The organism is Nonomuraea sp. NPDC050540 (assembly GCF_044457485.1).
In the GTDB taxonomy this organism is placed as follows: Bacteria; Actinomycetota; Actinomycetes; order Streptosporangiales; family Streptosporangiaceae; genus Nonomuraea.
Map to the genome: position 1 here is coordinate 260645 of NZ_JBITHA010000003.1, position 23615 is coordinate 284259.

At 71.2% G+C, this 23615-nt stretch carries 21 protein-coding genes and 1 riboswitch; of the genes, 12 read left to right on the forward strand and 9 right to left on the reverse strand.

The window, feature by feature from the left end; genetic code table 11:
- The first annotated feature begins 121 nt into the window (after positions 1-121).
- Positions 122-1444, forward strand: a complete 1323-nt coding sequence (locus ACIBI5_RS11535; RefSeq protein WP_397245732.1) for an NYN domain-containing protein — start codon at positions 122-124, stop codon at positions 1442-1444.
- A 411-nt stretch (positions 1445-1855) separates the two neighbouring features.
- Positions 1856-2809 carry an NlpC/P60 family protein gene (locus tag ACIBI5_RS11540; RefSeq protein WP_397245734.1) on the forward strand — a complete coding sequence of 318 codons (954 nt, stop codon included), beginning with the start codon at positions 1856-1858 and terminating at the stop codon, positions 2807-2809.
- A 14-nt stretch (positions 2810-2823) separates the two neighbouring features.
- Here the strand turns inward: ACIBI5_RS11540 and ACIBI5_RS11545 are convergent, their stop codons facing one another.
- On the reverse strand, positions 2824-3705 hold the full coding sequence (locus ACIBI5_RS11545; RefSeq protein WP_397245736.1) for a LysR family transcriptional regulator: 882 nt from the start codon (positions 3703-3705) through the stop codon (positions 2824-2826).
- Positions 3706-3776: 71 nt separating this feature from the next.
- Between ACIBI5_RS11545 and ACIBI5_RS11550 the strand changes: the two genes are divergently transcribed.
- The 7 genes from ACIBI5_RS11550 to ACIBI5_RS11580 all read left to right on the forward strand — a co-directional run bounded on the left by ACIBI5_RS11550 (position 3777) and on the right by ACIBI5_RS11580 (position 10398).
- Positions 3777-4409: a class I SAM-dependent methyltransferase gene (locus ACIBI5_RS11550; protein WP_397245738.1), complete on the forward strand. Its 633-nt coding sequence runs from the start codon at positions 3777-3779 to the stop codon at positions 4407-4409.
- Positions 4410-4662: 253 nt separating this feature from the next.
- Positions 4663-4826, forward strand: a riboswitch (cyclic di-AMP (ydaO/yuaA leader).
- 64 nt (positions 4827-4890) lie between these two features.
- Positions 4891-5367, forward strand: coding sequence for a C40 family peptidase (locus tag ACIBI5_RS11555; protein ID WP_397245740.1), 477 nt, complete (start codon positions 4891-4893; stop codon positions 5365-5367).
- A 69-nt stretch (positions 5368-5436) separates the two neighbouring features.
- Positions 5437-6129 (forward strand): hypothetical protein, encoded by a 693-nt coding sequence (locus ACIBI5_RS11560; RefSeq protein WP_397245742.1) that lies wholly within the window; start codon positions 5437-5439, stop codon positions 6127-6129.
- Positions 6126-7400 carry a M48 family metallopeptidase gene (locus ACIBI5_RS11565; protein ID WP_397245744.1) on the forward strand — a complete coding sequence of 425 codons (1275 nt, stop codon included), beginning with the start codon at positions 6126-6128 and terminating at the stop codon, positions 7398-7400. The genes ACIBI5_RS11560 and ACIBI5_RS11565 overlap by 4 nt, the downstream gene beginning before the upstream one ends.
- Positions 7397-8482 (forward strand): glycosyltransferase family 4 protein, encoded by a 1086-nt coding sequence (locus tag ACIBI5_RS11570; RefSeq protein ID WP_397245746.1) that lies wholly within the window; start codon positions 7397-7399, stop codon positions 8480-8482. The genes ACIBI5_RS11565 and ACIBI5_RS11570 overlap by 4 nt, the downstream gene beginning before the upstream one ends.
- 70 nt (positions 8483-8552) lie before the next feature.
- Entirely contained in the window at positions 8553-9314 is a 762-nt protein-coding gene (locus tag ACIBI5_RS11575; protein WP_397245748.1) for a hypothetical protein, read from the forward strand.
- A 289-nt stretch (positions 9315-9603) separates the two neighbouring features.
- Positions 9604-10398: a DUF4097 family beta strand repeat-containing protein gene (locus ACIBI5_RS11580; protein WP_397245750.1), complete on the forward strand. Its 795-nt coding sequence runs from the start codon at positions 9604-9606 to the stop codon at positions 10396-10398.
- Between the two features lie 539 nt (positions 10399-10937).
- Here the strand turns inward: ACIBI5_RS11580 and ACIBI5_RS11585 are convergent.
- From ACIBI5_RS11585 to ACIBI5_RS11620, 8 genes are all read right to left on the reverse strand, one after another.
- The gene (locus ACIBI5_RS11585) at positions 10938-11969 is read right to left on the reverse strand and encodes an ABC transporter permease (protein WP_397245753.1); all 1032 of its coding nucleotides are present in this window, start codon (positions 11967-11969) and stop codon (positions 10938-10940) included.
- Between the two features lie 439 nt (positions 11970-12408).
- Positions 12409-13908 (reverse strand): sugar ABC transporter ATP-binding protein, encoded by a 1500-nt coding sequence (locus ACIBI5_RS11590; protein ID WP_397245755.1) that lies wholly within the window; start codon positions 13906-13908, stop codon positions 12409-12411.
- On the reverse strand, positions 13896-15032 hold the full coding sequence (locus tag ACIBI5_RS11595) for an NPCBM/NEW2 domain-containing protein (protein WP_397245757.1): 1137 nt from the start codon (positions 15030-15032) through the stop codon (positions 13896-13898). The genes ACIBI5_RS11590 and ACIBI5_RS11595 overlap by 13 nt, the downstream gene beginning before the upstream one ends.
- Positions 15020-16063, reverse strand: coding sequence for a substrate-binding domain-containing protein (locus ACIBI5_RS11600; RefSeq protein WP_397245759.1), 1044 nt, complete (start codon positions 16061-16063; stop codon positions 15020-15022). Before ACIBI5_RS11600 ends, ACIBI5_RS11595 begins: the two co-directional genes overlap by 13 nt.
- Before the next feature lie 63 nt (positions 16064-16126).
- On the reverse strand, positions 16127-16939 hold the full coding sequence (locus ACIBI5_RS11605; RefSeq protein ID WP_397245761.1) for a carbohydrate ABC transporter permease: 813 nt from the start codon (positions 16937-16939) through the stop codon (positions 16127-16129).
- Entirely contained in the window at positions 16936-17817 is an 882-nt protein-coding gene (locus ACIBI5_RS11610; protein ID WP_397245763.1) for a carbohydrate ABC transporter permease, read from the reverse strand. Before ACIBI5_RS11610 ends, ACIBI5_RS11605 begins: the two co-directional genes overlap by 4 nt.
- Entirely contained in the window at positions 17814-19100 is a 1287-nt protein-coding gene (locus ACIBI5_RS11615) for an ABC transporter substrate-binding protein (RefSeq protein ID WP_397245765.1), read from the reverse strand. Before ACIBI5_RS11615 ends, ACIBI5_RS11610 begins: the two co-directional genes overlap by 4 nt.
- A gap of 175 nt (positions 19101-19275) precedes the next feature.
- Positions 19276-21039, reverse strand: a complete 1764-nt coding sequence (locus ACIBI5_RS11620; RefSeq protein WP_397245767.1) for an AMP-dependent synthetase/ligase — start codon at positions 21037-21039, stop codon at positions 19276-19278.
- Between the two features lie 127 nt (positions 21040-21166).
- On the opposite strand from ACIBI5_RS11620, the gene ACIBI5_RS11625 reads away from it, so the two are divergent.
- The 3 genes from ACIBI5_RS11625 to ACIBI5_RS11635 are packed head-to-tail and all read left to right on the forward strand — an operon-like array spanning position 21167 to position 23598.
- The gene (locus ACIBI5_RS11625; protein ID WP_397245769.1) at positions 21167-21934 is read left to right on the forward strand and encodes a metallophosphoesterase; all 768 of its coding nucleotides are present in this window, start codon (positions 21167-21169) and stop codon (positions 21932-21934) included.
- Between the two features lie 21 nt (positions 21935-21955).
- Positions 21956-22396 (forward strand): SRPBCC family protein, encoded by a 441-nt coding sequence (locus ACIBI5_RS11630; protein ID WP_397245771.1) that lies wholly within the window; start codon positions 21956-21958, stop codon positions 22394-22396.
- Positions 22393-23598, forward strand: a complete 1206-nt coding sequence (locus tag ACIBI5_RS11635) for an ArsA family ATPase (RefSeq protein WP_397245773.1) — start codon at positions 22393-22395, stop codon at positions 23596-23598. Before ACIBI5_RS11630 ends, ACIBI5_RS11635 begins: the two co-directional genes overlap by 4 nt.
- The last annotated feature ends 17 nt before the right edge of the window (positions 23599-23615 follow it).

A 23615-nucleotide genomic window follows, 5' to 3' on the forward strand; every position in this document is an offset into this window, starting at 1 on the left:
GGCCTGGCACAGTCGTATACCGCCAACCAAGCGCTTGTCCAGATGCAACGCACAGTTACGGTTAGGTACGCGGCAGCCGTACCCTTGACTGAAAGAGCAAGGCGCGAAGGGACACTACGGGATGAGTTCAGCCGGTGAAGGCCTGTCTCGCCCGCTCCCTGAGCAGGTAAGACTGAACGTCGTCGACCTCGCGGCGCAGGTCCTGGGGTCGATGCCGGCCGCCATCGTGCCTCCGCCGCTGCGCGGGATCGCCAGGTTCGATCCGCGCAAGCGCGCGAAGCTCGGCAGCGCGCCCATCGCCGCTCAGCTGGAGAGCGACAAGGAGTTCCGCGAGGCCGTCGCCGAGTCGGTCGCGGCCGGCTGGCCCGAGCTCGTCGCCGCGCTGGCCGAGGGCAACGTGCCGCCCGCCGCCGACCCCGTGCTGGTGGCCGCCGCCGCCTACCTCACCCGCCCGCCCGGCTGGGCGGAGATGGTGGAGATGGCGCGGGCCGACCTGGAGCAGTCCGCCGTCGCGGCCGAGGGCTCGGCGCAGGAGCAGCAGGTCGTACGGCTGCGCGAACAGCTGGCCGGGGCGAAGACCGCCGCCAAGGAGGAGTCCGACCGGCTGCGCGAGCAGCTCAAGACCGCCCGCGCCGAGAACTCGGACCTGCGCCGCAAACTCCACGAGGCCCGCGAGCGCGCCAAGGCGGCCGAGCAGCGCGTGAGCGCGGTGGAGCAGGCCGCCGTCGAGGTGAAGACCGCCGCCACGGCCGCCGGAAGCGCGGGCGAGGCCGAGCTGCGCCGGGTACGTGAGCGGCTGAGCGACGTGGAGAAACAGCTGGAGGCCTCCCGCCGGGCCGCGCGCGAGGGCAGGAGCATCGAGGACGCCCGCATCAGGGTCCTGCTCGACGCGCTCCAGGACGCGTCGGCCGGTCTGCGCAGGGAACTGGCCCTGCCCACCACCATCAGCCGCCCCGCCGACTCGGTGGCCGCGGTGTCTCCCGGCGCCCCCGGGGTCCGGGGCGTGCCGGCGCGTGCCCTGGCCGACGACGACCCGCAGCTGCTGGACCAGTTGCTGGCGTTGCCGCAGGTGCATCTGATCATCGACGGCTACAACGTGACCAAGACCGGCTACGGCAACTTCACCCTCGCCGACCAGCGCGCCCGCCTGATGACCGGCCTCGGCGGTCTGGTCGCCCAGACCCGGGTGGAGGTCACGGTGGTCTTCGACGGCGCCGAACTCAACTCACCCGTCCAGGTGGTGGCTCCCCGGGGGGTCCGCGTCCTGTTCAGCGCTCCGGGGGAGATCGCCGACGACGTGATCCGCCAGCTGGTCCGCGCCGAGCCGCCGGGCCGCGCGATAGCCGTGGTGTCGTCCGACCGCGAGGTGGCCGAGTCGGTCCGCCGCATGGGCGCCCGGCCCGTCCCCTCCGCCCTGATCCTGCGCCGCCTCGGCCGCGTCTGATCCCTCCCACGGCTCCTCGGTCTCGCACGGAAAAGTTGTCGTGCTCCTTGCCGGCTGCCACGTGACGCCTCTGGGGTGAGGGGTGTTCAGACCGGATTGGTCTGCCTGGGTGCGCGGGCGCCCCGGCTGGGCGTACGTTCCGATCTGCGCCCATCGGCGCGGCCGGCCGCTCGACGGGCTCCCTCAGCGGTCCCGGGCATCCGGACGGCGGCCGGTCGCGCGGTGGGGCGTCCGCTGTGCCCGCCGACGGGTCGCCCGTCGTTGTGCCTGGTGATGGGTGGGGGAGGTGGGGATGGTGGGGTGTGGGTTACAAATCAGGCTAAAGGCTGAGAACACACCCATCACTTCTGTACTATTTGCCCCCAGGTGTGATCACTGGGAGGCGACGCTGTGAGGTTTGGCCGGGTTTCGTTGGCGACTGGTCTGGCGATCGGGCTGCTGGCGTCGCCGGTCGGCGTGGCCGTGGCTGATCCCAAGCCCACGATCAAACAGGCCAAGGCGAAGCTCTCCCGCCTCAACAACAAGGCCGACCACGTCGTCGAGCGCTTCAACACCGCCACCGAGCGGCACAAGACCGCGAAGAAGAAGTACGGCCGGCTCAACTCCTCCTACAAGGACAAGCTGGCCACCGTCGCCCGCCTGAGGGCCCAGGTCATCACCATGGCGGTCAACGACTACCAGCTGGGCGCCGACGTGACCTCGTGGCCGGCGATGCTGGGCCAGGGCGACCCGATGAGCATGCTCAACGGCATGGCACTCACCGGCCAGCTCCAGGCGGAGCGGGCGGAGAAGCTGGCCGCGTTCGACCGGGAGAACAAGGGTCTCAAGACCGAGCGCGACCTGGCCCAGGACGCGCTGGTCGCGGCCGACGAGGAGCGCGACAAGGTCGAGAAGGAACGAGCCGAGATCCTCAAGCTGATCCAGGAGCAGAAGAAGCTCCTGCGTGAGCTCGGCGCGTACAAGTCGGGCGATCCCAACAGCACCGGCATCAAGTACACGGGCCCGGCCACGGGGAACGCGGCGGCGGTGCTGAAGTTCGCGTTCGGGCAGGTCGGCAAGCCGTACATCTACGGCGGCACCGGTCCGCGCGGGTACGACTGCTCGGGCTTCACCCAGGCCTCCTGGCGGGCGGCCGGCGTCTCGCTGCCGCGTACGACCTGGCAGCAGTGGGCGTGGGGGGCCAAGCGCCGGGTCTCGCTCGACGCGCTGCGCCCCGGTGACCTGATCTTCAGCGAGGGCCTCGGCCACGTCACCATCTACGCGGGCAACGGCAACATCGTGCACGCGCCCCAGACGGGTGACGTCATCAAGGTCGTCAAGTTCACCTCGTACGGCAGGCGCGTCGTGGGCGCGATCCGGCCCTGAAGCCCCGGCCGGCGTTACGGCCTGCCGTACCCGAGCATGGTCCGCAGCAGCTCCTCCACGGCCGGTGAGCGGCCGGGCGCGGGCAGGACGGCGGCGAGGACGCGGCGCGCGGGCAGGGCCGGATCCGGCCGCAGGAGCCTGATGTCCGGGCGCAGGGCCGCGCCGCCCGCGATCGACGGGAACACCATCACCCCGACGCCGGCCGCCACGAGGCCCTGGCGGCCGTTCCAGTCGTCGCACAGGTGGCTGACGCGCGGCGGCGCCCCCAGCGCCGCGGCGAGCTCCGACAGCGGCCCGAGGCAGTCGGGGTGGCTGCCGTCGATCCAGGCCTGACCGGCCAGCGCACGCAGCCGCACGCTCTCCCCGGCCGCCAGCGGGTGGCCTTCCGGCAGCGCGACCAGCAGTTCGTCGTCGAGCAGCGGCACCAGTTCCAGGCCGGCGGGCTCGGGGTCCCACGAGGTGAGCAGCGCGAGGTCGGCCTCTCCCGCGAGGACGGCGGACGCGCCGCCGCCGCCGACGGTCAGGGACAGCTCGACCGCCGGGTGACGGGCGGCGAAGACGCGAAAGCACTCGGGCACGAACGCGGTGACGGCGCTCGGGAACGCCTGTACGCGCACCCGCCCGTGCTCGCCCGACGCGTGCGCGGCCAGCCGGGTCTCCAGCAGCGCGATCCCGTCGAGCACGTGCGCGGCCTGCTCCAGGGCGGCCTGCCCGGCGCCGGTGGGCCGTACGCCGCGTGGCAGGCGGTGGAACAGCAGCACCCCCGACCGGCGCTCCAGCGCGGCGATCTGCCGGGAGACGGCCGGCTGGGTCATGGACAGCGCCTCGGCGGCCGCCGAGAACGACCCGAGCCGTCCCACCTCTGACAGCACCTTCAGCGACCAGACGTCAAGCATGCATGGAGCTTATGTCTTTCATGCCGAACCCGCAGTGGTGCGCATGGATCGCTCGCTGCACGATCGGACCCATGGATACCTGGATTCTCTCCGCGCTGCCCGAGGCTCCCGCCCGCGTTCTCGACGCCGGTTGCGGCGACGGCGCGCTGGCCGGTGCGCTGATCGCGAGCGGCCACGACGTCACCGCCATCGACCTCGACCCGGCCGCGGCGCTCGCGGCGGGCGTGCCCGCCAAGCGCGCCGACCTGACCGTCTACGAGGACGACCCGTTCGACGTCATCGTGCTGTCACTGTCGCTGCACCACATGCATCCGCTGGAGGCCGCACTCGACCGGGCGGCCGCGCTGCTGAGGCCGGGCGGGCTGCTCGTGGTGGACGAGTTCGCCTGGGACTGGGCCGACGAGGCCGCCGCCACCTGGTTCTACGACGCCGGAACCCTGCTCGGCCGCTTCGACGGGCCCGAGCGCGACCCGATGACCCGCTGGCGCGAGGCGCACGTCGATCACTCGCCCGCGGAGGACATGCTCGACGCCATCGCCGCCCGGTTCGAGATCCGGCGGAGGCGGCGCGTGCCGTACCTGTTCCGCTATCTCGGCGGCGAGCACGCCGCGCGGCTGAAGGAGATCGAAGAGGTACGGCACACGCCGACGGGCTTCCGGCTGACCGCTGTGACGCGTGTGACAGGAGGGGCGGATGGGACCTGACTCACCCCTGGAGCTCCAAGTGTGAGGAGGGTCACATTTGAGTAACGGGACCCCGCTGTCCAGCAGGAGTTCCCGTCCTGACAAGGTCCTTTATCTGATCTTTACAACTTTGCCGGGACTTTGCCGGGTCATGAACCCGGGAGTACGTTCTGGCGTCGCGGCGAACAAGCCATGGCGCCGCGAACCGGCATCGGCCCCGTCCGGGCTCGATGAGGACCCATAGAGATCCGCCGGTCGCCCCCGTATGACCAGGGGCCGCGACCTGCCGAGTCCGTGCAGCCAGGAGGCACGGAGCCGGGGAACCACCGATCCCATTCCCCCGGGATCAAGGGGTGAATCGGCGCGTTCAGCGTGCCGTAGGGCGACTTCCAGGCCCGAATCCGTCAGCTAACCCGGTAGGCGTTCGTGGAAGAACCAAGGAGAAATCCTGTCTACCTCCCTGCACAACCCCCGTCTTGTTCTCGGTGGCGCGGCGCTCGCCATGACCGTGACGGCCGGAGGGTTCGCCCTCCATGCCCCGGCGGCCCAGGCGCGTACCACGGCCAAGACCACCACCTCGGCCAAGACGGCGACGCAGTCGACGACTGCCCGGCAGAAGAGCAAGGCCCGCAAGGCCGTCTCCGCGGCAAGGGCGCAGATCGGCGACCCGTACCGCTACGGTGGAACGGGACCCGGCGCCTTCGACTGCTCCGGTCTCGTCCAGTTCGCCTGGAAGAAGGCCGGAGTCAAGATCCCCCGCGTGACGCACAGCCAGTACGCGCGCATCAAGAAGAAGATCTCGTGGAAGTCTCTACAGCCGGGTGACCTGCTGTTCTTCCGCGGTCGAGGCCACGTCGGCATGTACGTCGGCAACGGCAAGATGGTCCACTCGCCGAGTTCCGGCAAGCGGGTGCGCATCGAGCGGCTCAGCGGATGGCGCAAGTCGTCCTTCGCGGGAGCCGTCCGGCCCGGTCTGTAGTCGCCCGGTCCGAAAGGCCCCGTCCCCTCCCGGGACGGGGCCTTCGCGCGTCCGGCTACCATCGGGGCCGTGGTCGTGAGCCGTCGCGCCGCGCTCGCGGCCCTCCTGGTCCTCACGCTGGGCTGCGCCCCCGAACGGGCGCCCGATGCGGAAGCGGACCTTCAGCGGCGCGCCGAGCGGGCGGCGGTGCGCGTCGCGGCGATCCTCGGCCAGCGGGTACGGCCCAGCGTCGAACTCGCCGAGGACGCCGCACACGCGGCGCGGACCGCCGGCGTGGGCTCGGTCGAGGGGCTGGCCGCGATCGCCCACGACGGCAGGGTCATCGTGATCCCGGAGAACTACGCCAAACTCACCCCCACCGGACGCGACGTCGTCCTCGCCCACGAGCTCACCCACGTCGCCGCCGGCACCGCCGGACTGCCCGCCTGGCTGTACGAGGGGTTCGCCGACTACGTGGCCTACAAGGACGCGGGCCTGGCCGTGCCCGTGGCGGCGGCCGAACTCGCCACCGAGGTACGGGCCGGACGGGTGCCAGGGAAACTGCCCGGGGCGGACGCGTTCGCGCCCGGGGCCGCGCGGCTGGCACAGTCCTACCAGGAGGCCTGGCTGGCGTGTCGCTTCCTGGCCGCGCGCTTCGGCGAGGACAGGCTGGTGAGGCTCTACCGCGACGCGCGGCGGCTGGGCGTGGAGCGGGCCCTGCCCCTGCCGTCCGGCGAGCTCGTCGCCGGATGGCGCGCCTATCTACGGGAGGAACTCGAGTGACCGATCAGCGGGACAAGGCCCCCGCGCGGGTACACCGGCAGGCCGGGATCGCCGCCGTCGCGCTCGGCGCCGTCGTGGTCGCGGTCGCCGCGTTCACCACGCCCTGGCGGGCGCTGCCGCCGGGAGCGCCCCGGGTCGCCCCCGATCCGGCCCGCGACTTCTCCGCCGCCGAGATCGCCAGGTCGCAGGCGTTCGACGCGGCCACCAGCGTGCCGTCGTACCTGTCGTTCGGTCTCACGATCCTGTTCGCCGGGCTGCTGGTCGCCACGCCGCTCGGCGCGAAGGTCCTCGGGCGGCTCAAGGGCCCGTGGTGGGTGCGGGTCGTGCTGGGCGTGCTGCTGCTCACCGTGCTGGTCGAGGTCGTGCGCTGGCCGCTCGGCATGTGGTTCGAGGTACGGCTGCGCGAGTTCGGCCTGTCCACGCAGGACTGGGCGGGCTGGAGCGGCGACCGGCTGAAGAACATCGCGGTCAGGGTCGTGCTGCTGTCCATCATGATCGTGGCGCTGGTGGGCCTGGCGCGCAGGTTCCGGCGCTGGTGGGTGCCCGCCGCCGTGGGCGCCGCCGCGCTGACCGTCGCCGCCTCGTTCGTGTATCCGGTCGTCTTCGAGCCGCTGTTCAACGACTTCCGGCCCATGCCGCCGTCCCAGTTGCGTACCGGCCTGCTGGCCATGGCCGAGCGCGACGGCGTACCGGTCGAGGACGTGCTCGTCGCCGACGCCTCCCGCCGCACGACCGCGCTCAACGCCTACGTCTCCGGCTTCGGCGCCACTCGCCGCATCGTCGTCTACGACACGCTGCTCAAGGCGCCGGAGCGGGAGGTCGAGCTCGTCGTCGCCCACGAACTCGGCCACGCCAAGTACAACGACGTGCTCAACGGCACGCTCATCGGCGCGCTGGGCGCCGCGTTCGGCGCCGCCCTGCTGTTCGCGCTCTTCCCGCTGGTACGGCGGCGCGCCCGCGTCACCGCCATCACCGAACCCCTGGCCGTGGGCGCCGTCATGGGCCTGATGAGCCTGGCCACCGTCCTGTCGGGACCCGCCCAGAACGTCGTCAGCCGCCACGTCGAGGCGCGCGCCGACGCCCACGCGCTCGACCTCACCCGCGACCCGGCGACGTTCACGGCCATGCAGAAGCGGCTGGCCACGACCAACATCTCCGACCTCGCGCCGGACGCCGTCGAGTACGTCCTGTACTCCTCCCACCCCACCGCGCCGCAGCGCATCGCCATGGCCCGCTCCTGGGCGCTGCTGAACGGCGTCCCGGAGCCGTGAGGCGCGTCCTCATCGTCACGAACGACTTCCCGCCGCGTCAGGGTGGCATCCAGTCGTTCGTGCACGGGCTTGCGGTGCGCACCCCCGGAGTCGTCGTCTACGCGCCCGCCTGGGCGGGCAGCGCCGAGTTCGACCGGCGGCAGCCGTACCCCATCGTCCGGCACCCCACCTCGCTCATGCTGCCCACGCCCGGCGTCGCGCGGCGGGCCGCGCGGCTCGTGACCCGCCTCGGCGCCGACACGGTGGTCTTCGGCGCCGCGGCTCCCCTGGGGCTGCTCGCGCCCCGGTTGCGCGCGGCGGGGGCGCGGCGCGTGGTGATGCTGACGCACGGCCACGAGGCGTCCTGGGCGAGCACGCCACTCCTGCGCGGCGTGCTGCGCCGCATCGGCGCGCACGCCGACGTGGTGACCTACCTGGGGGAGTACACACGCGCGCGGCTCGCCGGGGTCGTTCCCGCCGCCAAGCTGGTACGGCTGGCGCCCGGCGTCGACACGGCGGCCTTCCACCCCGGTGTGGCGCCCGCCGGCTCCTTCGGGGGACCGGTGGTCGTGTGCGTGTCCCGGCTGGTGCGGCGCAAGGGGCAGGACCAGCTGATCAGGGCCTGGCCGAGGGTGTTGCGGGCGGTGCCGGACGCGGTGCTGCTGCTGGTGGGGGACGGGCCGGACCGGCGGCGCCTGGAACGGCTGGCGGCCGGGACCCGGTCGGTGGTGTTCGCCGGGGCGGTGCCGGGGGAGAGCCTGCCGGGGTACTACGCGGCCGGCGACGTCTTCGCCATGCCCTGCCGTACGCGGTTGCGGGGGGCGGATGTGGAGGGGCTCGGGATCGTCTTCCTGGAGGCTTCGGCCAGCGGGCTGCCCGTGGTGGCCGGGGCCTCTGGCGGGGCGCCGGACGCCGTACGTCAGGGGGAGACCGGGCTGGTCGTGGACGGCGGGTCGGCCGGGGCGGTGGCTCAGGCGCTGGTCGAGCTGCTGGTGGACCGGGAGCGGGCGGGGAAGATGGGGGCGCTGGGGCGGGAGTGGATCACTTCCGCGTGGTCGTGGGAGCTGGTGGCGAGGCGTTTCCACGACATTCTCGACGGGTGACGTCGGGGTGGTGCGTGGTTGTGTCAGGTCGCCGCTTGCCATGACAGCACTCTGATGTCATGATGACGTCATGGACTTGACGCCCCACATCGACACCCTCCGCAGGGAGCTCACCGCCGCCGCGGACGTGGGCGGCGCGGAGATGCGTGCCGCGGCCGAGTCGCTGACCTCGGCGCTGGAGTCCTCCGTGCGGCTGACGCTGCTGGAGGTGCTGTCGGACGCGGCGGAGTCGGTGACCAGCCAGATCGAGCCCGGCCTCGTCGAGTTGCGGATCCGCGGCAGGGAGCCGGAGCTGGTGGTCACCGCCCCGCCCGGCCACGACCCGAGCTGGGGCGCCGCCACCGGCCAGGGCGCCGGCGGTTACGGTCCAGGCGGTCCGGGTGATCCCGGTCCCGGTGGCCCTGGTCCCGGCGCCTACGGCCCAGGTGGCTACGGCCCAGGTGGCTTCGGTCCCGGTGGCTACGGCCCTGGTGCTGGTTACGGGCCCGGTGGTGGCCACGGCCCTGGTGGCCCTGGCGGCTACGGCCCTCCCGGTCCGCCCGGCTGGCCCGACGCCGCGTGGCCGGGACCGACCCCGCCCATGCCTCCCACGCCCCCGGTCCCGCCTTCGCCCCCCGAGCCACCCGGTCCTGGAGAGGGCGACGCCGGAACCGCCAGGATGACCCTCCGCCTGCCCGAGCCGCTGAAGTCCCGCATCGAACAGGTCGCGGGCCAGGCGGGCATGTCGGTGAACGCCTGGATGGTCCGCGCCCTGAGCCAGGCCGTCTCCGGCCAACCGGCCCCACCACCCTCCGGCTTCCCCGGCCAGCGCATCACCGGCTGGGCCCGCTAACCCCCACCCCCGCCAGGGACGGCCCCACCAGGGACGGGTCCTCAGGGACGGGCCTCGCCAGAGACGGACCCGTCGGGGGCGGACCCCAGGCAGGGGCCGTTGTGCCCCTGTTGGAGACGCGCCCCAAGGTGGACGCTCTTCAGGCAGAACTACACCTCAGCCCGGCCCGCCCGCGGAAGTCATCCGCGGGCAGCACTCCCGTCCTCGGCCTGTCCAGGGCGGTACCCATCGCACCCTCGCCGTGCTCGACCTCGGGGGTGTTCTGACCACGCCGATCGGAGATCTCGTCATGCCCACGTTCAGCACCCCGGACCCCATCGCCCTTCACGTGAACTTCCCGGCCGGTGACCTGGTCGTCACCGCGTCCGACCGTGCCGACACCACCGTCGAGGTCACCCCCGAACACCTGGAACACGGCATGGCCGACTACGCCGAATCGGTCAAGATCACCCACCGTGACGGCGTCGTCCGGGTGAAGGCCCCCGACAGCTCGCGCCTGCGCCGTACTCCCAGCCTGGACATCGTCGTAGAGGTTCCCACCGGCTCGCGTGTGGTGGTCGAGACCGCCTCCGCCGACGTCAGAATCCGCGGCGAACTGGCCGGAATCGAGTTCTCCAGCGCCTCCGGCGACCTGGACGCCACCCACGCCGCCACCGCGATCGCCAAGACGGCGTCAGGTGACGTCAACATTGACGTCATCGATGGCGTCGCCAGCATCAACACCGCCTCAGGCGACGTCCGCATCACCGAAGCCCGAGGCCCCGTCACCGCCACCGTCATCTCCGGCGACCTGGTGATCGGAAAGGCCGCCTCCGACGCCTCCATCACGTCGACCTCCGGCGAAGTGTCCCTCCGCTGCGTGACCAGCGGCAAGATCGGCATCCGGACCACCTCGGGCGACGCCACGGTGGCCGTGCACGAGGGCACCGCCGCCTGGCTCGACATCAACTCCCTGACCGGCCGCGTAACCTCCGCCCTCACCCAGGACGCCACCGAGCCGTCCCCCGCGGAGCGGACCGTCGAGATCACCGCCCGCAGCCTGAGCGGCGGCATCGCCATCACCCGAGCGGAGTCCACCCGATGAACGAATACATGATCACCGAGTACGTCCGCACCCGCCACGCCGACCTGATATCCGAGGCCGCCAACGAACGCACCATCACCCACCACAGTCGCCGGGCCCCTTCCCCACCACCCGACCAACGAGCCAGAGCCGCCACTTCCGGAGCCGCCCCCTCAGGAGCCACCGCCTCAAGACCCACTCTCTCCGGCCCCGCCCTCTCCGGTGCCACGCACGGCCTCCGCCATCGAGCGGCCCGAGCGCTCCACACCCTCGCCAACGCCATCGACCCCCAGCCGACACCCCGCTAGCCCACCACCCCCGCCCGGACCTCAACATCGCCCCAACCTCAACACCGCCTGGACCTGAACACCGTGTCCGAGCGTCGACGCGCCCTCGAACGTCGCCACCACGCTTTGGTCTGAACCTCACGCTTCTGGTCCCAACCCCCGCGCCGGCCTCGACCCTCGCTCATCGACCGCCCAAGTACTGGGCCCCCGGCGCGCTCCTCGCCCTGGAGTTCGCTCTCTCACCCCTTGACCTGGCCTTCCGAGGGCCGGTGGTCAGGTGGGGAGGCCCACGGCGCGTTCGCCGCTGCGGCGTTGCTGGATCACCACGGCCACGACGAGGAGGGCGCCCTGGGCGACGTTCTGCCAGAAGGTGCTGATGCCGTGGAAGGTGAGGCCGTTTTCCAGGGCGCCCAGCAACACCACCGCCAGGAGCGTGCCGCCCACTCCGCCCTTTCCGCCCTTCAGGGCGCAGCCGCCCAGAGCCGCGGCGGTGATGGCCTTCAGTTCCAGGCCGGCGCTGCCCGAGGTGGGGTGGCCGGAGCCGATTCGGGCGGTGAGGATGATGCCGGCTATCGCGGCTACCAGGCCCGCCAGGGCGTACACGGCTATGAGGTATTTGTTGATGTTTATGCCTGCGAGGCGGGCGGCGGTGTCGTTGCCGCCTATGGCGTAGAGGTTGCGGCCAATGTCGGTGTATTTCAGGAGGATGTGGATGGCCAGGGCGACCAGGATGAGGATCCACACCATCGTGGGCAGACCGGCCAGGCTGCCCCGGGAGATGAAGATGAACAGGTCGTCGCCCAGCACATAGCCCTGCGCGGCGCCGCCGGACAGCAATTGGGCCAGGCCCTTGTACGCGGCCAGCGTGGCCAGGGTGGCGATGACGGCGTTGACGCGGCCGTACACGATGATGATGCCGTTGATCAGACCCAGCAGCAGTCCCACGGCCAGGGCGGCGGCCATGCCGAGCATCGGGTCACGGCCGGTGGACATGAAGGCCATCGCGCTGACCACGGACGCCACGCCGGTGGCCGAGCCGACGGAGATGTCGAGGGCGCCGCAGATGATCACTACCGTCTGGACGACGGCCAGCAGCCCGGCGATCGTCACGGCGTCGCCGATCACCCGGACGTTGCTCCACGCCAGATAGCCGGGGTCCAGGACGCCGAACAGCGCGCCCACGGCCACGATGGCCAGCACGAGGATCAGGTTCTGGGCGCCGATGGCGGCGACGGCTCCCGCCCACCGGCCGCGGTTCTCGCGCGGGTCGGTGGGGGCCTGGTGGGCGCTGGTCTGGGAGGTCATCGCGCGCCTCCTGGCATGGGGTCGGCGTGTTCTGCTGCGGTCGTCATGGGTGTGCGGGCCTCGGCGGGGAGTGGCGGTCAGGTGTACGGCGGTGCGCCGGCCAAGCCGTGGGCAGGTCGGCCGTCGTGGTGCGTGGTCGTGGTGGTGTCACGGGCTGAGCGGGGTCGCTGCGACCCGTGGCGCGGGCGTGGTGCGGACGGCGGGGGTTGTGGGGATGCACCGGCTGAGGGAAGGGGCGTATCGGGCGGGGTTTGAGGGTGGGGTGGGGCGCCGGACCAGGAGAGAGGCGGGCGTTGAGGTGCCGGGCCGGGAGAGGGGCGGGCGTTGGGGGGTGTGGTCGGGGGATGGGTGGGCCCGGGGTGGGGGTGAGGACGGGTTTGGGCGGGAGTGGGCCCTGGGGCGGGGGGCAAGGAGGGGGTGGGGTTAGGAGGGGGTGGGGTTAGGAGGGGGTGGGGGTTAGGTCGTCGGCCATGGCGAGGGAGAGGATGGCTTCCTCGGTGGCGCGGGCGCGGGGGAGTTCGCCGGTGATGCGGCCGTTCTGCATGACCAGGATGCGGTCGGCCAGGCCCAGGACCTCGGGCAGTTCCGAGGAGACGACGAGGACGGCCACGCCGGAGCGGGCCAGGTCGGCGACGATGTGGTAGATCTCCGCCTTCGCCCCCACGTCGATCCCCCGGGTCGGCTCGTCGAGGATGAGCACCTTGGGGCGGCGGGCCAGCCAGCGGGCCAGGACCACCTTCTGCTGGTTGCCGCCGGACAGCTTGCGTACCTCGTGTTCCAGGGACGGGGTGCGGACGCGGAGGCGGTCGACGAACTCGGCGACGGCCCGGTTCTCGGCGGCGCGGCGGACGAAGCGGAACGTGCGCAGGCGGTCGAGGATGACCAGGGAGGTGTTGTCGCGTACGCTCCGGTCGAGGAAGAGGGCCTGGGCCTTGCGTTCCTCTGGGGCGTAGCCCAGCCCGGCCCGTACGGCGTCGCCCGGGTGGCGCAGCCGCAGCATCCGGCCGCCCACGCTGACGGTCCCGGAGCGGATGGGCAGGTCGCCGGCCAGGGCGCGGGAGAGTTCTGAGCGGCCGGCGCCGACCAGTCCGGCCAGGGCGACGACTTCGCCGGCCCGCACCTGGAAGGTGATGCCGCGCACGTCGTCGGTGGTGACCTCGTGTACGTCGAGGACGACGTCGCCGGGCTCGGTGCCGGGGCGTTCGAACAGGGACGACAGGTCCCGCCCGACCATCATGCGCACGATCTCGCCCTCGCTCGCCTCGGCGGCCTGCCGGACGCCGGCCAGAGCGCCGTCGCGCAGGACGGCGATGCGGTCGGCCAGGCGGAAGATCTCCTTGAGGCGGTGGGAGACGTAGACGATGGCCAGGCCCTGTTCGCGCAGCCGGGTGATGAGGGTGAAGAGGGCTTCGGCCTCGTGTTCGCCGAGGGAGGAGGTGGGTTCGTCGAAGGCGATGACGCGGGCTTCGCCGGTCAGGGCGCGCAGGATCTCGACGAGCTGGCGTTGCGCGGGGGTCAGGGCCGAGCCTAGGGCGCCGGGGTCGAGGGCGTGCTCGAAGCCGAGCCGTACCAGCTGGGACTGGACGCGCTCGCGCAGGGCGGCGCGGTCGAGCAGGCGGCCGCGGCGGCGGGGCAGGGCGCCGGCGTGGACGTTCTCGGCGACGGAGACGTGCGGGATGATCTCCGGCTCCTGGGGGATGACGCGGATGCCGTGGCGGCGGGCGTCGGCGGGGGAGCGGAGGTCGAGGGGGTGGCCGTCGAGCAGGACGCGGCCGCCGTCGGGACGGTGGTCGCCGTTGACGATCTTGATGAGCGTGGACTTGCCGGCGCCGTTCTCGCCCATGAGGGCGGTGACCTGGCCGGCGGGGAAGTCGCAGGTGACGCCGCGCAGCGCCTGGACGCCGGAGAAGTGTTTGGCCAGCTCCTCTACCCTGAGCACGCGATCACCGGGTCTCCCCAGGCTGCCGCGTCACCGGTGGGGCCGTCGCCCGCGTCGGTGACGACGAGCCTGACGAGACGGGCGCCGGTGACGTCGGCGGCGAGAGGCAGCGCGGCCATCGCGCCGGTCCGCACCCCGGAGCCGGCGGCTTTGCGGCCGTCTGCCCAGATCTCGAAGGTGACGGTGCCGCCCGTGCCGGCGGTGTCGTCGACGCCCACGTGCGCGGTGAGCTTGGTGCAGCGCCCGCCGAGGTAGTAGTCGAGGGTGCCGGGGGCGTGGGCGGTCAGGCCCTTGGCGTAGGTGGCGCCGTTCACCACGATCTTGCGCCGCTCGACCGCGCCCTTGCCGTTGGCCATGCTGAGCCAGCGCAGGTCGCTGACGTAGGCGGTGCCGGAGGGGGCGGGCGGGGGCACGACGAAGACCGAGGCGGCGCGGAGCTTGGCGGCGCTGGCCTCCAGCCAGTACGCGTTGCGGGGCAGGTCGGCCGGGGTGGTGAGGTTCCAGGCGGTGGCCAGGCGCTGGCCGGGACCGAGGATCTTGGCGCCGGCCGGGGTCGCGGCGGCCGACAGCCAGCGGTCGGGCACACGCAGGGCCGAGGTGACGTCGGCGGCGTTGGTGAGCCCGTGGTTGGTGACGACGGTGGTCACCTGGGCGGTGGCGCCGGGCTCGATGAGCGCGGCGGCCCCCTGGTAGGGGGCGGGAACCTGGAGGTCGAACTCGAGAAGCGGCGGGTAGGAGGACCAGGCCGCGTCCCGGGAGATCTGGTAGAGCATCGCCTGCCTGGCGGGCACGTTGGCGGCCAGGACGCCCGCGGTGTGGGCGTCGGCGCCGGTTAACAGCTCGCGTACGCGGTAGGCGGGCGCCGCCGCCGGGAGCCCGATGTCGGTGACCGTGGTGGCGATGCGCTGCGGGTGCCCGCTGTCGTTGTAGAGCGCCACCGCCATGTCGCCGTTGGGCAGGTGTTTGGCCACCACCCAGCGGCCGTCCTCGACGCGAACGACCCGGCTGCCGTCGCCGAGCAGGGCGCCTTCCGGCACCTCGTCGGCCGCCGCCGGGTTCGCGAGCGTTGCCAGAGCGGTGGCCGCCGCCGCGGCGGCCACCGATAACCGTGTCAGGCGCTGCACTTGACTCCCTCGGCCTGCCAGTTGGTCGCATCCACCATCTTCGTCGGTGCGAAGGCCTCGGCCGGCATGGCGGTGCCGTTCTTGATGTTGTCGAACATCGTCTGCACGGCGAGCTTGCCGACCTCGTATCCGTTGATGAACAACGCTGCCTTCATACCTGAAGGTTTGCCGCTGTTCCAGTCCTTGCACGCGAGATAGGCGCCCAAACCCACTCCGATGATGTTCTCCGGTTTGATTCCGGAGTTCTGCATGGCGGTGACGCCGCCGCTGACGTTCTCGTCGTTGCAGCCGAGCATCACCCAGTTCTTGACCGCCCGGTTGCCGCTGATCGTGGCCGCGACCTTGTCCTGGGCGCCGGTCGGGGTGTTGTCGGTGCCGACCTCGATGACCTTCACGCCGGTGACGCCCGCCGCCGCCTCGAACGTGGGCACCGCGGCCTTGACACGGTCGGTGCAGACGGTCACGTCCTGCTGCCAGGCCGTGATGATCGCGGAGTCCTCCTTCTTCCACCCGGCCTTCTTGAACTCCTCGCCGGCCCGGGTGCCGACGGACTCGCCCATCTGGGCGCCGGAGAAGCCGACCCGCGGCACCAGCTTGGACTTGTCGCAGGCGGCCGGGTCGGGGCCGTCGACGCAGACCTGGTCGTCGGAGGTGAGCAGCGGTATGCCGCCGTCCTTGGCGAGCTGGACGATCTGGGGGCCGACGGCGGGGGAGGGCACCACGATGATGATGCCGCCGACCTTCTTGCCGATGGCCGCCTGCGTCTCGGTGACCGCCTTGTTGGTGTCCTCGCCGAGGTCGACGACCTGCAGGTCGACGCCGAGCTCCGCGGCCTTGTCCCTGGCGCCCTGGGCCTCGCCGATGAAGTACTCCTGGTCGCCCTGCTTCTGGAGGTAGGCGATCGAGACCTTGCCGCCCGCCGGCGCCTTGCCCGCGCCCGCGGTGGTCTCCTCCTTGCCGGACGAACACGCGGCCAGCACCAGCGCGGCGACGAGCAACGCGGCGGCGGTTCTGGTGGACGGCAGGATCATGGGGGGTGCACCTGCTTCCTTGCGTTGACTGAGATCTTTTTCCGTTTGTCAGGCCGGCTAAACTCACCCCTTCGTGGCACCGCCGGTGAGTCCCTTGACGAACTGCTTCTGCAGGGCGAGATAGAAGATCAGGACGGGCAGCGTCGAGAGGAACATGAGCGCGAACACGCCGCCGTAGTCGAAGGAGTACTGCCCGAGCGAGCGGTAGATGCCGGTGGTGACCGTGGTGCCCTGCCCGGGGCCGAGGATGATGAGCGGGCTGAGGAAGTCGTTCCAGATCCACACCGACAGGAAGATCAGGACGCTGGCGGTGGCCGGGCGCAGCAGCGGGAAGACGATGCGCCAGAACGCCTGCCCGCGCCCCGCGCCGTCGATCGCCGCCGCCTCCTCCAGGTCGGCGGGGATGCCCTTGAGGAACCCGGTGAACACGAACACCCCGAACGGGATGTAGTAGCCCACGTTGAACAGCACCAGCCCCTGAACCGTCGTCATGAGGCCGAAGGCCCGCAGCACCTGGGTGATCGGGACCAGGATGACCTGGGGCGGGATCATCAGGCCGCACAGCAGGAGCACCGTGATGAGCCGGCCCCAGCGGCCCGCCGTACGGGCGAGGTAGTGGGCGAGCATCGCCGACAGCAGCGTCAGCGCGATCACCGACAGCGTCGTGACGATGACGCTGTTGGCCAGGCTCGCCCAGAACAGGTTGGTCGGGTCGGTGAGGACCGCGCTCAGGTTGTCCAGCGTCGGCGGGATCGGCGGCGCGATCGCGCCCGCGCCGGGGATGAGCGCGCTGGGCTTGACGACGTTGACCAGCGCGACGTAGAGCGGCACGAAGAAGACGCTGGTGACTGCGAGCGTGACGAGCGGACGTCTCACAGCTGCACCTCTCTTCTCTGGAGTACGCGCAGCGCGACGACGGAGGCCACGGCGATGATCACCAGCATGACCACGGCCATGGCCGAGGCGTAGCCCTGGTGGTTCTCGACGAAGCCCTCCTGCATGATCGTGAAGGCCACGGTGGCGGTGGTGCCGGTGCCGGGCCCGCCGTTGGTGATGACCTTGACGTGGTCGAAGATCTTGAAGGTGGTGATCAGCAGGACCACGGTGTTGACGGTCAGGGCGGGGGCCAGCAGCGGCCAGGTGATGCGGCGAAAGCGCGTCCAGGGTCCCGCGCCGTCGATGGAGGCGGCCTCGGCCAGCTCGTTCGGCACGCCCTGCAGTCCGGCCAGGTAGACCACGACGCAGAAGCCGAGCATCTGCCACGAGACGATGCCGCCCAGGGAGAACAGGGCGTAGCCGGGGTCGGACAGCCACCCCGGCGGGTCGGCGACGCCGAGGAAGCGCAGCGCCTGGTTGAGCGGGCCCTCGTCGTCGAGTACGCGGGTCCAGATCACGCTGACCACGACGGAGCTGAGCACCATCGGGGTGAAGTAGACGCTGCGCATGGCGTTGTAGAACCATCCGCGGCGATCCAGCAGCACCGCGATCGCCAGCCCGAGGAGGTTGGGCGCGACCAGGACCATGACGGTCAGGATCGTGGTGACCCGCAGGGAGGTCAGGAACGCCTGGTCGGTGAGGAGCAGTTCGTAGTTGCGCCACCCCACCCAGGTCCAGCCGGGGCGCAGCAGGCTGTAGTTCGTCATGCTGTAGCCCACGCTGAGCAGGATCGGCACGAGCACGAAGCACACGTAGACGAGCAGTCCGGGCGCGCCGAAGCTGAGAAAGTACCAGGCCCTCCTGTACGCGACTCTCAAGAGGACTTGTCCCACTCGTCGTCGAGGTAGCTCAGCACGTCGTCCACGTTCTTCTTGCCGCTGACGAGGTCCTGGGCCGAGGACCACCACTTCTCCTTCATGCCGGGCAGCATGGCGTCGTCGCCGGCCTCCCAGCCGAACGACGGCACGATCGCGCCCGCCGTCTTGGCGTCCGACCAGGCCTTGTACGACTCCGTGAACACGGGCCCCATCGACGGCGGCGCGTAGCCCTTGATCGCCGGGAAGAGCGCGTCGGCCTTGACCGAGGCGTCCAGGTTGGCCTTGTCGAGCTGGAAGGCCAGGGCGAACCTCTTGGCCGACTCCAGGTCCTTGGCGGCGGCGCTGACCGTGAGCCCGCCGCCGGTGAACCCGGCCAGCTGGGCGGAGCCGGTCTCGCCGGGCCAGTTGAAGCGGCCGATCTCGATCTTGTTCTCGGGGTTGTCGCCGGCGCCGGGCGAGGCGAACCAGCTGCCCATCGGGTACATGGCGCCCTTGCCTTCGAGGAAGGCGGTCTGCGTGGCGCCGTAGTCGCGGGAGAGGTCCTTCTTGTCGATGTAGCCCTTGGCCGCGAGGTCGGCGAACTTCTGGGTGGCGGCCTTGAAGCCGGGGTCGGAGAACTTGACCTTGCCCTCGCGCCGCTGGCGCATCCAGCCGGGGTTCTTGGCGTACACGTCGGTGGTCAGGACGCCGGTCCAGGCCAGGGTGGAGGCGAAGGCGTCGGGGCCGCCGCCGGTCACGAACGGCGTGATGTCCTTGGCCTTGAGCTTGGCCGCGGCGTCGAGCAGTCCGGCGTAGGTCGTGGGCGGGGCGGTGATGCCGGCCTTCGCGAACAGGCCCTTGTTGTAGTAGACGTTGGAGTGCGTCTGCGTGTTGGTGGGCAGCTGCACGACCTTGCCGCCGGTCGCGCCGCAGGTGGCGCACTCGAAGTCCTTGAGGTCCTCGGGCGTCCAGGCGTAGAGGTTCGGCGCGAAGCCGAGGATGTCCTGCAGGCCGATGTGCACGTCGGGGAATTGGCCCGAGGCGATGAGCTGCTTGGCGAACTCGTCGCGGCTGCCCGCCGCGGGCGCCACGACCTTCTTCACGGTGATGCCGGGAACCGCGTCGGTCGCCCGCTTGATCTGCGCGTCCCAGTAGGCCGCGTTCAGGTTGGGCGACTCGAACAGCAGAAACGTGACTTCTTTGGCGCCTGCCGGGGCCGGCGACGACGGCGCGGCCGCCTCGTTCACCGAACACGCGGTGAGCGCGAGCAGGGCCGCTAAGCCTGCTGCGAGGGTCCTGTACACCCTTGCCGCCTTCCTCGCCGGGCGTGACGAACCGGCGGGTTGACTGTGCGGCCCATTCATCGGAGCACTGCTAGTCAGGGCCGCTGAATGATACGACCTCTAGTAGCTGTGATCCGTCTCAAGTTGTCAATATCGGCCCTGCAACCGTTCTCAAACAGAAAAGTGATCGGAGGGGTTACGGGGTGTAGAGGTCCTCGACCGTGTCCGCGAAGTCGCGCATGACGATGTTGCGCTTGATCTTCAGCGTGGGCGTCAGGTGGCCGCTCTCCTCGGTGATGTCGATGTCGAGCACCACGAACTTCTTGATCTGCTCGGCCCGCGAGACCATCAGGTTGGCGGTGTCGACCGCCTTCTGCACCTCGGCCAGGATCCGCGGGTCGCGGGTCAGCTCGGCCGCCGTCTCGCTCTGCGCGCCGTTCTCCTTCTTCCAGTGCTCCAGCGCCTCGGGGTCGAGCGTGACCAGCGCGCCGACGAACGGCCGGTCGTCGCCCACGATCATGGCCTGGGAGATGATCGTGTACGCGCGCAGCGCGTCCTCCAGCGGCCCGGGGGCGACGTTCTTGCCCGCCGCGGTCACCAGGATCTCCTTCTTGCGGCCGGTGATGCGCAGGTAGCCGTCGTCGTCCAGCTCGCCCACGTCGCCCGTGCGGTACCAGCCTTCGGCGTCGACCGCCTCGGCCGTGGCCTGGTCGTTGTTCCAGTAGCCGGCGAAGACGTGGCGGCCCCTGACCAGGATCTCGCCGTCCTCGCCGATGCGCACCGTGACGCCGGGCAGCGGCTTGCCGACCGTTCCGATCTTGTTGCCGCCGGGCAGGTTGACCGTCGAGGGGGCCGAGGTCTCGGTCAGGCCGTAGCCTTCGAGCACCTCGATGCCCACGCCGCGGAAGAAGTGGCCCAGGCGCTCGCCCAGCGCCGAGCCGCCGCAGATCGCCGTGGACAGCCGGCCGCCGGTGGCCGCGCGCAGCTTGGAGTAGACGAGCTTGTCGAACACCGTGTGCCTGAGCCGCAGCCCGAACCCCGCCTTGCCGGACGCCTTGCTGTAGGCGACCGCCACGTCCACCGCGCGGGCGAAGATCTTGCCCTTGCCGCCCTGGATCGCCTTCTGCTCTGCGCCGTTGTAGACCTTCTCGAAGACCCGCGGCACGCCCAGCAGCAGCGTCGGCTTGGCCGAGACCAGGTCCGGGGCCACGTTCTTCATGTTCGGCGTGTGCGAGAGGACCGTTCCGGTCTCGATCGCGACCACCTGGATCAGCCGAGCGAAGACGTGGGCCAGCGGCAGGAACAGCAGCACCCCCGGCTCGTCGGTCATGAACACCGTCTCCAGCGGCCCGCCGGCCACGTTGCGCGCGGTGAAGAGCATGTTGTCGTGGGTCAGGCGGCAGCCCTTGGGCCGCCCGGTGGTGCCCGAGGTGTAGATGATCGTGGCCAGGTCCGCGCCGGTCAGGGCGGTACGGCGGCGCTCGATCTCCTCGCCGCTCACAGCGGAGCCGTCGAGCGCCTCGTCCATCCGCCAGATCGGCTTCAGCTCGGGCGCGGCCTCGCGTACGGTCTCCACGTGGTTGTCCAGTTCGGCGAAGACCGCCTTGGCGCCGCTGTCGGACAGGATCCAGCGCACCTGCTCGACCGAGGAGGTCTCGTAGACCGGCACCGAGACCGCGCCCGCGGCCCAGATCGCGTAGTCGACGAGCGTCCACTCGTAGCGGGTGCGGGAGATGATCGCGATCCGGTCGCCCGGCTCGATGCCCGCCGCGACCAGGCCCTTGGCCAGCGCCACGACCTGGTCCCTGAACGCGGCCGCGGTCACGGCCGGCCAGTCGTCACCCGATTTGCGCCGAAGCACCACCGCGCCCGGCTCCTGCTCGCCTCGCCTGAACACGGTGTCGGTCAGGCTGGCCGAAGCCGGCACATCCACCAGGACGGGGACGCTGTACTCGCGCACGGATCAAACTCCTCTTCGGGGACCGGCGAGACGTTACCGCGTTAAGTTACGCACCGGTAGCTTCGTCATACAGGCGTTATGAAGGGCAAACCTCATGCTAGCCGCCGCCACTCATAGGATTTCCCGCATGCGGGTCCATGTCGTGAGCGATGTCCACGGAAGCGCCGAAGCGCTGGCCCGATCGGGCGACGGGGCCGACGCCCTGATCTGTCTCGGCGACCTCATCCTCTACATCGACTACGACGACCACGCGCAGGGGATCTTCGCCGACCTGTTCGGCGCCGAGAACGCGGCCGCGTTCATCGCGCTGCGCACCGCCCAGCGTTTCGACGAGGCCAGGGCCATGTCGGCGGAGCTGTGGAAGGGGCTCGGCGGCGACCCGCGCGAGCACATCGAGGCCAACGTGCGCAGGCAGTACGCCGCGCTGTTCGCCGCCATGCCCGAGCCCGCCTACCTCACCTACGGCAACGTGGACGTGCCGCGCCTGTGGGCCGACTACCTCAAGCCGGGGCACCGGGTGCTCGACGGGCAGGAGGCGGAGATCGGGGGATGGCGCTTCGGGTTCGTCGGGGGCGGGCTGAAGACGGCGTACCGCACGCCGTACGAGATCGAGGACGAGGAGTACGCGGCGAAGGTCGCCGCGCTCGGCGAGGTGGACGTGCTGTGCGCGCACATCCCGCCCGCGGTGCCGCAGTTGCTGTACGACACGGTCGCCAGGCGCTTCGAGCGCGGCAGCGAGGCGACGCTCGACTACATCCGGCGCGTCCAGCCGCGCTACGCCCTGTTCGGGCACGTCCACCAGCCGCTCTACCAGCGCACCAGGATCGGCCGCACCGAATGTGTGAACGTCGGCCATTTCCGGGGAAAGGGACGGCCGTTCGTGCTGGAGTGGTGAGCGGACCGATACTGTGGTCGCATGGCTGATCGCACCACTTCGAGCATCACCATCTCCGCCGACAGGGCCGCGGTCATGGCGGTCATCGCGGACCTGCCCGCGTACCCGGAATGGGCCGGCGCGGTCAAGAGCGCCGAGGTCCGCACCACCGGCGCCGACGGGCGGCCGGCCGACGTGCGCTTCGTGCTCGACGCCGGCGTGATCAGCGATTCCTACACTCTCGGCTACACCTGGGACGACGACACCGGCGTCAGCTGGCGGGTCGTCGAGCAGGGCAAGATGATCTCCGAGCTCAGCGGGAGTTACCGGCTCGCCGAGACGGGCAGTGGCACCGAGGTGACCTACGAACTCGCCGTCGACCTCAAGGTCCCGATGATCGGCATGATCAAGCGCAAGGCCGAGAAGGTGATCGTCGACACGGCGCTGAAGGGCCTGAAGAAGCGGGTCGAGGGACGCCGGTGAGTCCTCGCGTCCTGCTGTTCACCGGCAAGGGCGGCGTCGGCAAGACCACCGTCGCCGCGGCCACCGCCACGCTCGCCGCCAGCCGCGGGCTCAAGACGCTGGTGATCTCCACCGACACCGCCCACTCGCTGGCCGACGCCCTGGCCGTGCAGCCCGGCGAGATCGCCCCCGGCCTGCGCCTGCACCAGGTCGACACCCAGAAGTCCCTGGAGGAGCACTGGGGCGAACTGCAGGACTACGCCCGCGGCCTGCTCGGCGAACTCGGCCTCGACCAGATCACCGCCGAGGAGATCACCGTCCTGCCCGGCGCCGAAGAGGTCATCGCGCTGCTGGAGCTGCGCGAGCACGCCCGCTCCGGCGGCTGGGACGTCATCGTGGTCGACTGCGCGCCCACCGCCGAGACGCTGCGCCTGCTCGCCCTGCCGGAGGCGCTCGACTGGCACGTCAGCCGCCTGCTGCCGGTCGGCCGCCGGATCATGAAGGTCGTCTCGCCGTTCATGCGCAGCGTCGCCCACGTCAGCGCGCCCGGCGACGACGTGGTCAGCGCCGGCGAGCGCCTGCACCGCGGGCTCATGGAGATCCGCGAACTGCTCACCGGCCCCGGCGCGTCCGTGCGCCTCGTGCTCACGCCCGAGTCGGTGGTGCTCGCCGAGGCGCGCCGCACCCTCACCTCGCTCAATCTGTACGGCTACCGCGTCGACGCCGTCATCGCCAATCGGGTCTTCCCCGCCGGCGACGCCGACGAGTGGCGCGCCCAGTGGGTACGCGCCCAGGCCCGGCTGCTGGCCGAGGCGGAGGAGTCGTTCGCGCCCCTGCCCATCCACGTGGTGCCCTACCTGCCCGCCGAACCCGTCGGCGCCGACGCCCTGACCGCCCTCGGCGAGAGCCTTTACGGCGAGACCGACCCGTTCGCCCCGCCGGCCGTCGAAGCGCCGCTGGTCCTGACCGCCGACGAGCTCAGCCTGGCGCTGCCCGGGGCCAGCAAGGGCGAGGTCGACCTGGCCCGCAAGCGGGACGAGCTGATCGTGACGGCGGGGCCGTACCGCAGGATCATCGCGCTGCCCGCGGCGCTCGCCCGCAGGAAGATCGGTGCCGCGGCGCTCCAGGACGGGTTCCTGAAGGTACGGTTCGTCTCAGAAGCGAATCCGACGCAGCGAACGGAGCGGACGACCGGCGGAGGAGGTCGGCCGCGTAGTGAGTGAGGAGGATGAGCGACTCT

Bases quoted from the DNA above. Each gene is read 5' to 3' on its own strand.
- ACIBI5_RS11535 (WP_397245732.1), top strand. From the start codon at position 122: ATGAGTTCAGCCGGTGAAGGCCTGTCTCGCCCGCTCCCTGAGCAGGTA.
- ACIBI5_RS11545 (WP_397245736.1), bottom strand. From the start codon at position 3,705: ATGCTTGACGTCTGGTCGCTGAAGGTGCTGTCAGAGGTGGGACGGCTC.
- ACIBI5_RS11550 (WP_397245738.1), top strand. From the start codon at position 3,777: ATGGATACCTGGATTCTCTCCGCGCTGCCCGAGGCTCCCGCCCGCGTT.
- ACIBI5_RS11555 (WP_397245740.1), top strand. From the start codon at position 4,891: ATGACCGTGACGGCCGGAGGGTTCGCCCTCCATGCCCCGGCGGCCCAG.
- ACIBI5_RS11575 (WP_397245748.1), top strand. From the start codon at position 8,553: ATGGACTTGACGCCCCACATCGACACCCTCCGCAGGGAGCTCACCGCC.
- ACIBI5_RS11580 (WP_397245750.1), top strand. From the start codon at position 9,604: ATGCCCACGTTCAGCACCCCGGACCCCATCGCCCTTCACGTGAACTTC.
- ACIBI5_RS11585 (WP_397245753.1), bottom strand. From the start codon at position 11,969: ATGACCTCCCAGACCAGCGCCCACCAGGCCCCCACCGACCCGCGCGAG.
- ACIBI5_RS11600 (WP_397245759.1), bottom strand. From the start codon at position 16,063: ATGATCCTGCCGTCCACCAGAACCGCCGCCGCGTTGCTCGTCGCCGCG.
- ACIBI5_RS11625 (WP_397245769.1), top strand. From the start codon at position 21,167: ATGCGGGTCCATGTCGTGAGCGATGTCCACGGAAGCGCCGAAGCGCTG.
- ACIBI5_RS11630 (WP_397245771.1), top strand. From the start codon at position 21,956: ATGGCTGATCGCACCACTTCGAGCATCACCATCTCCGCCGACAGGGCC.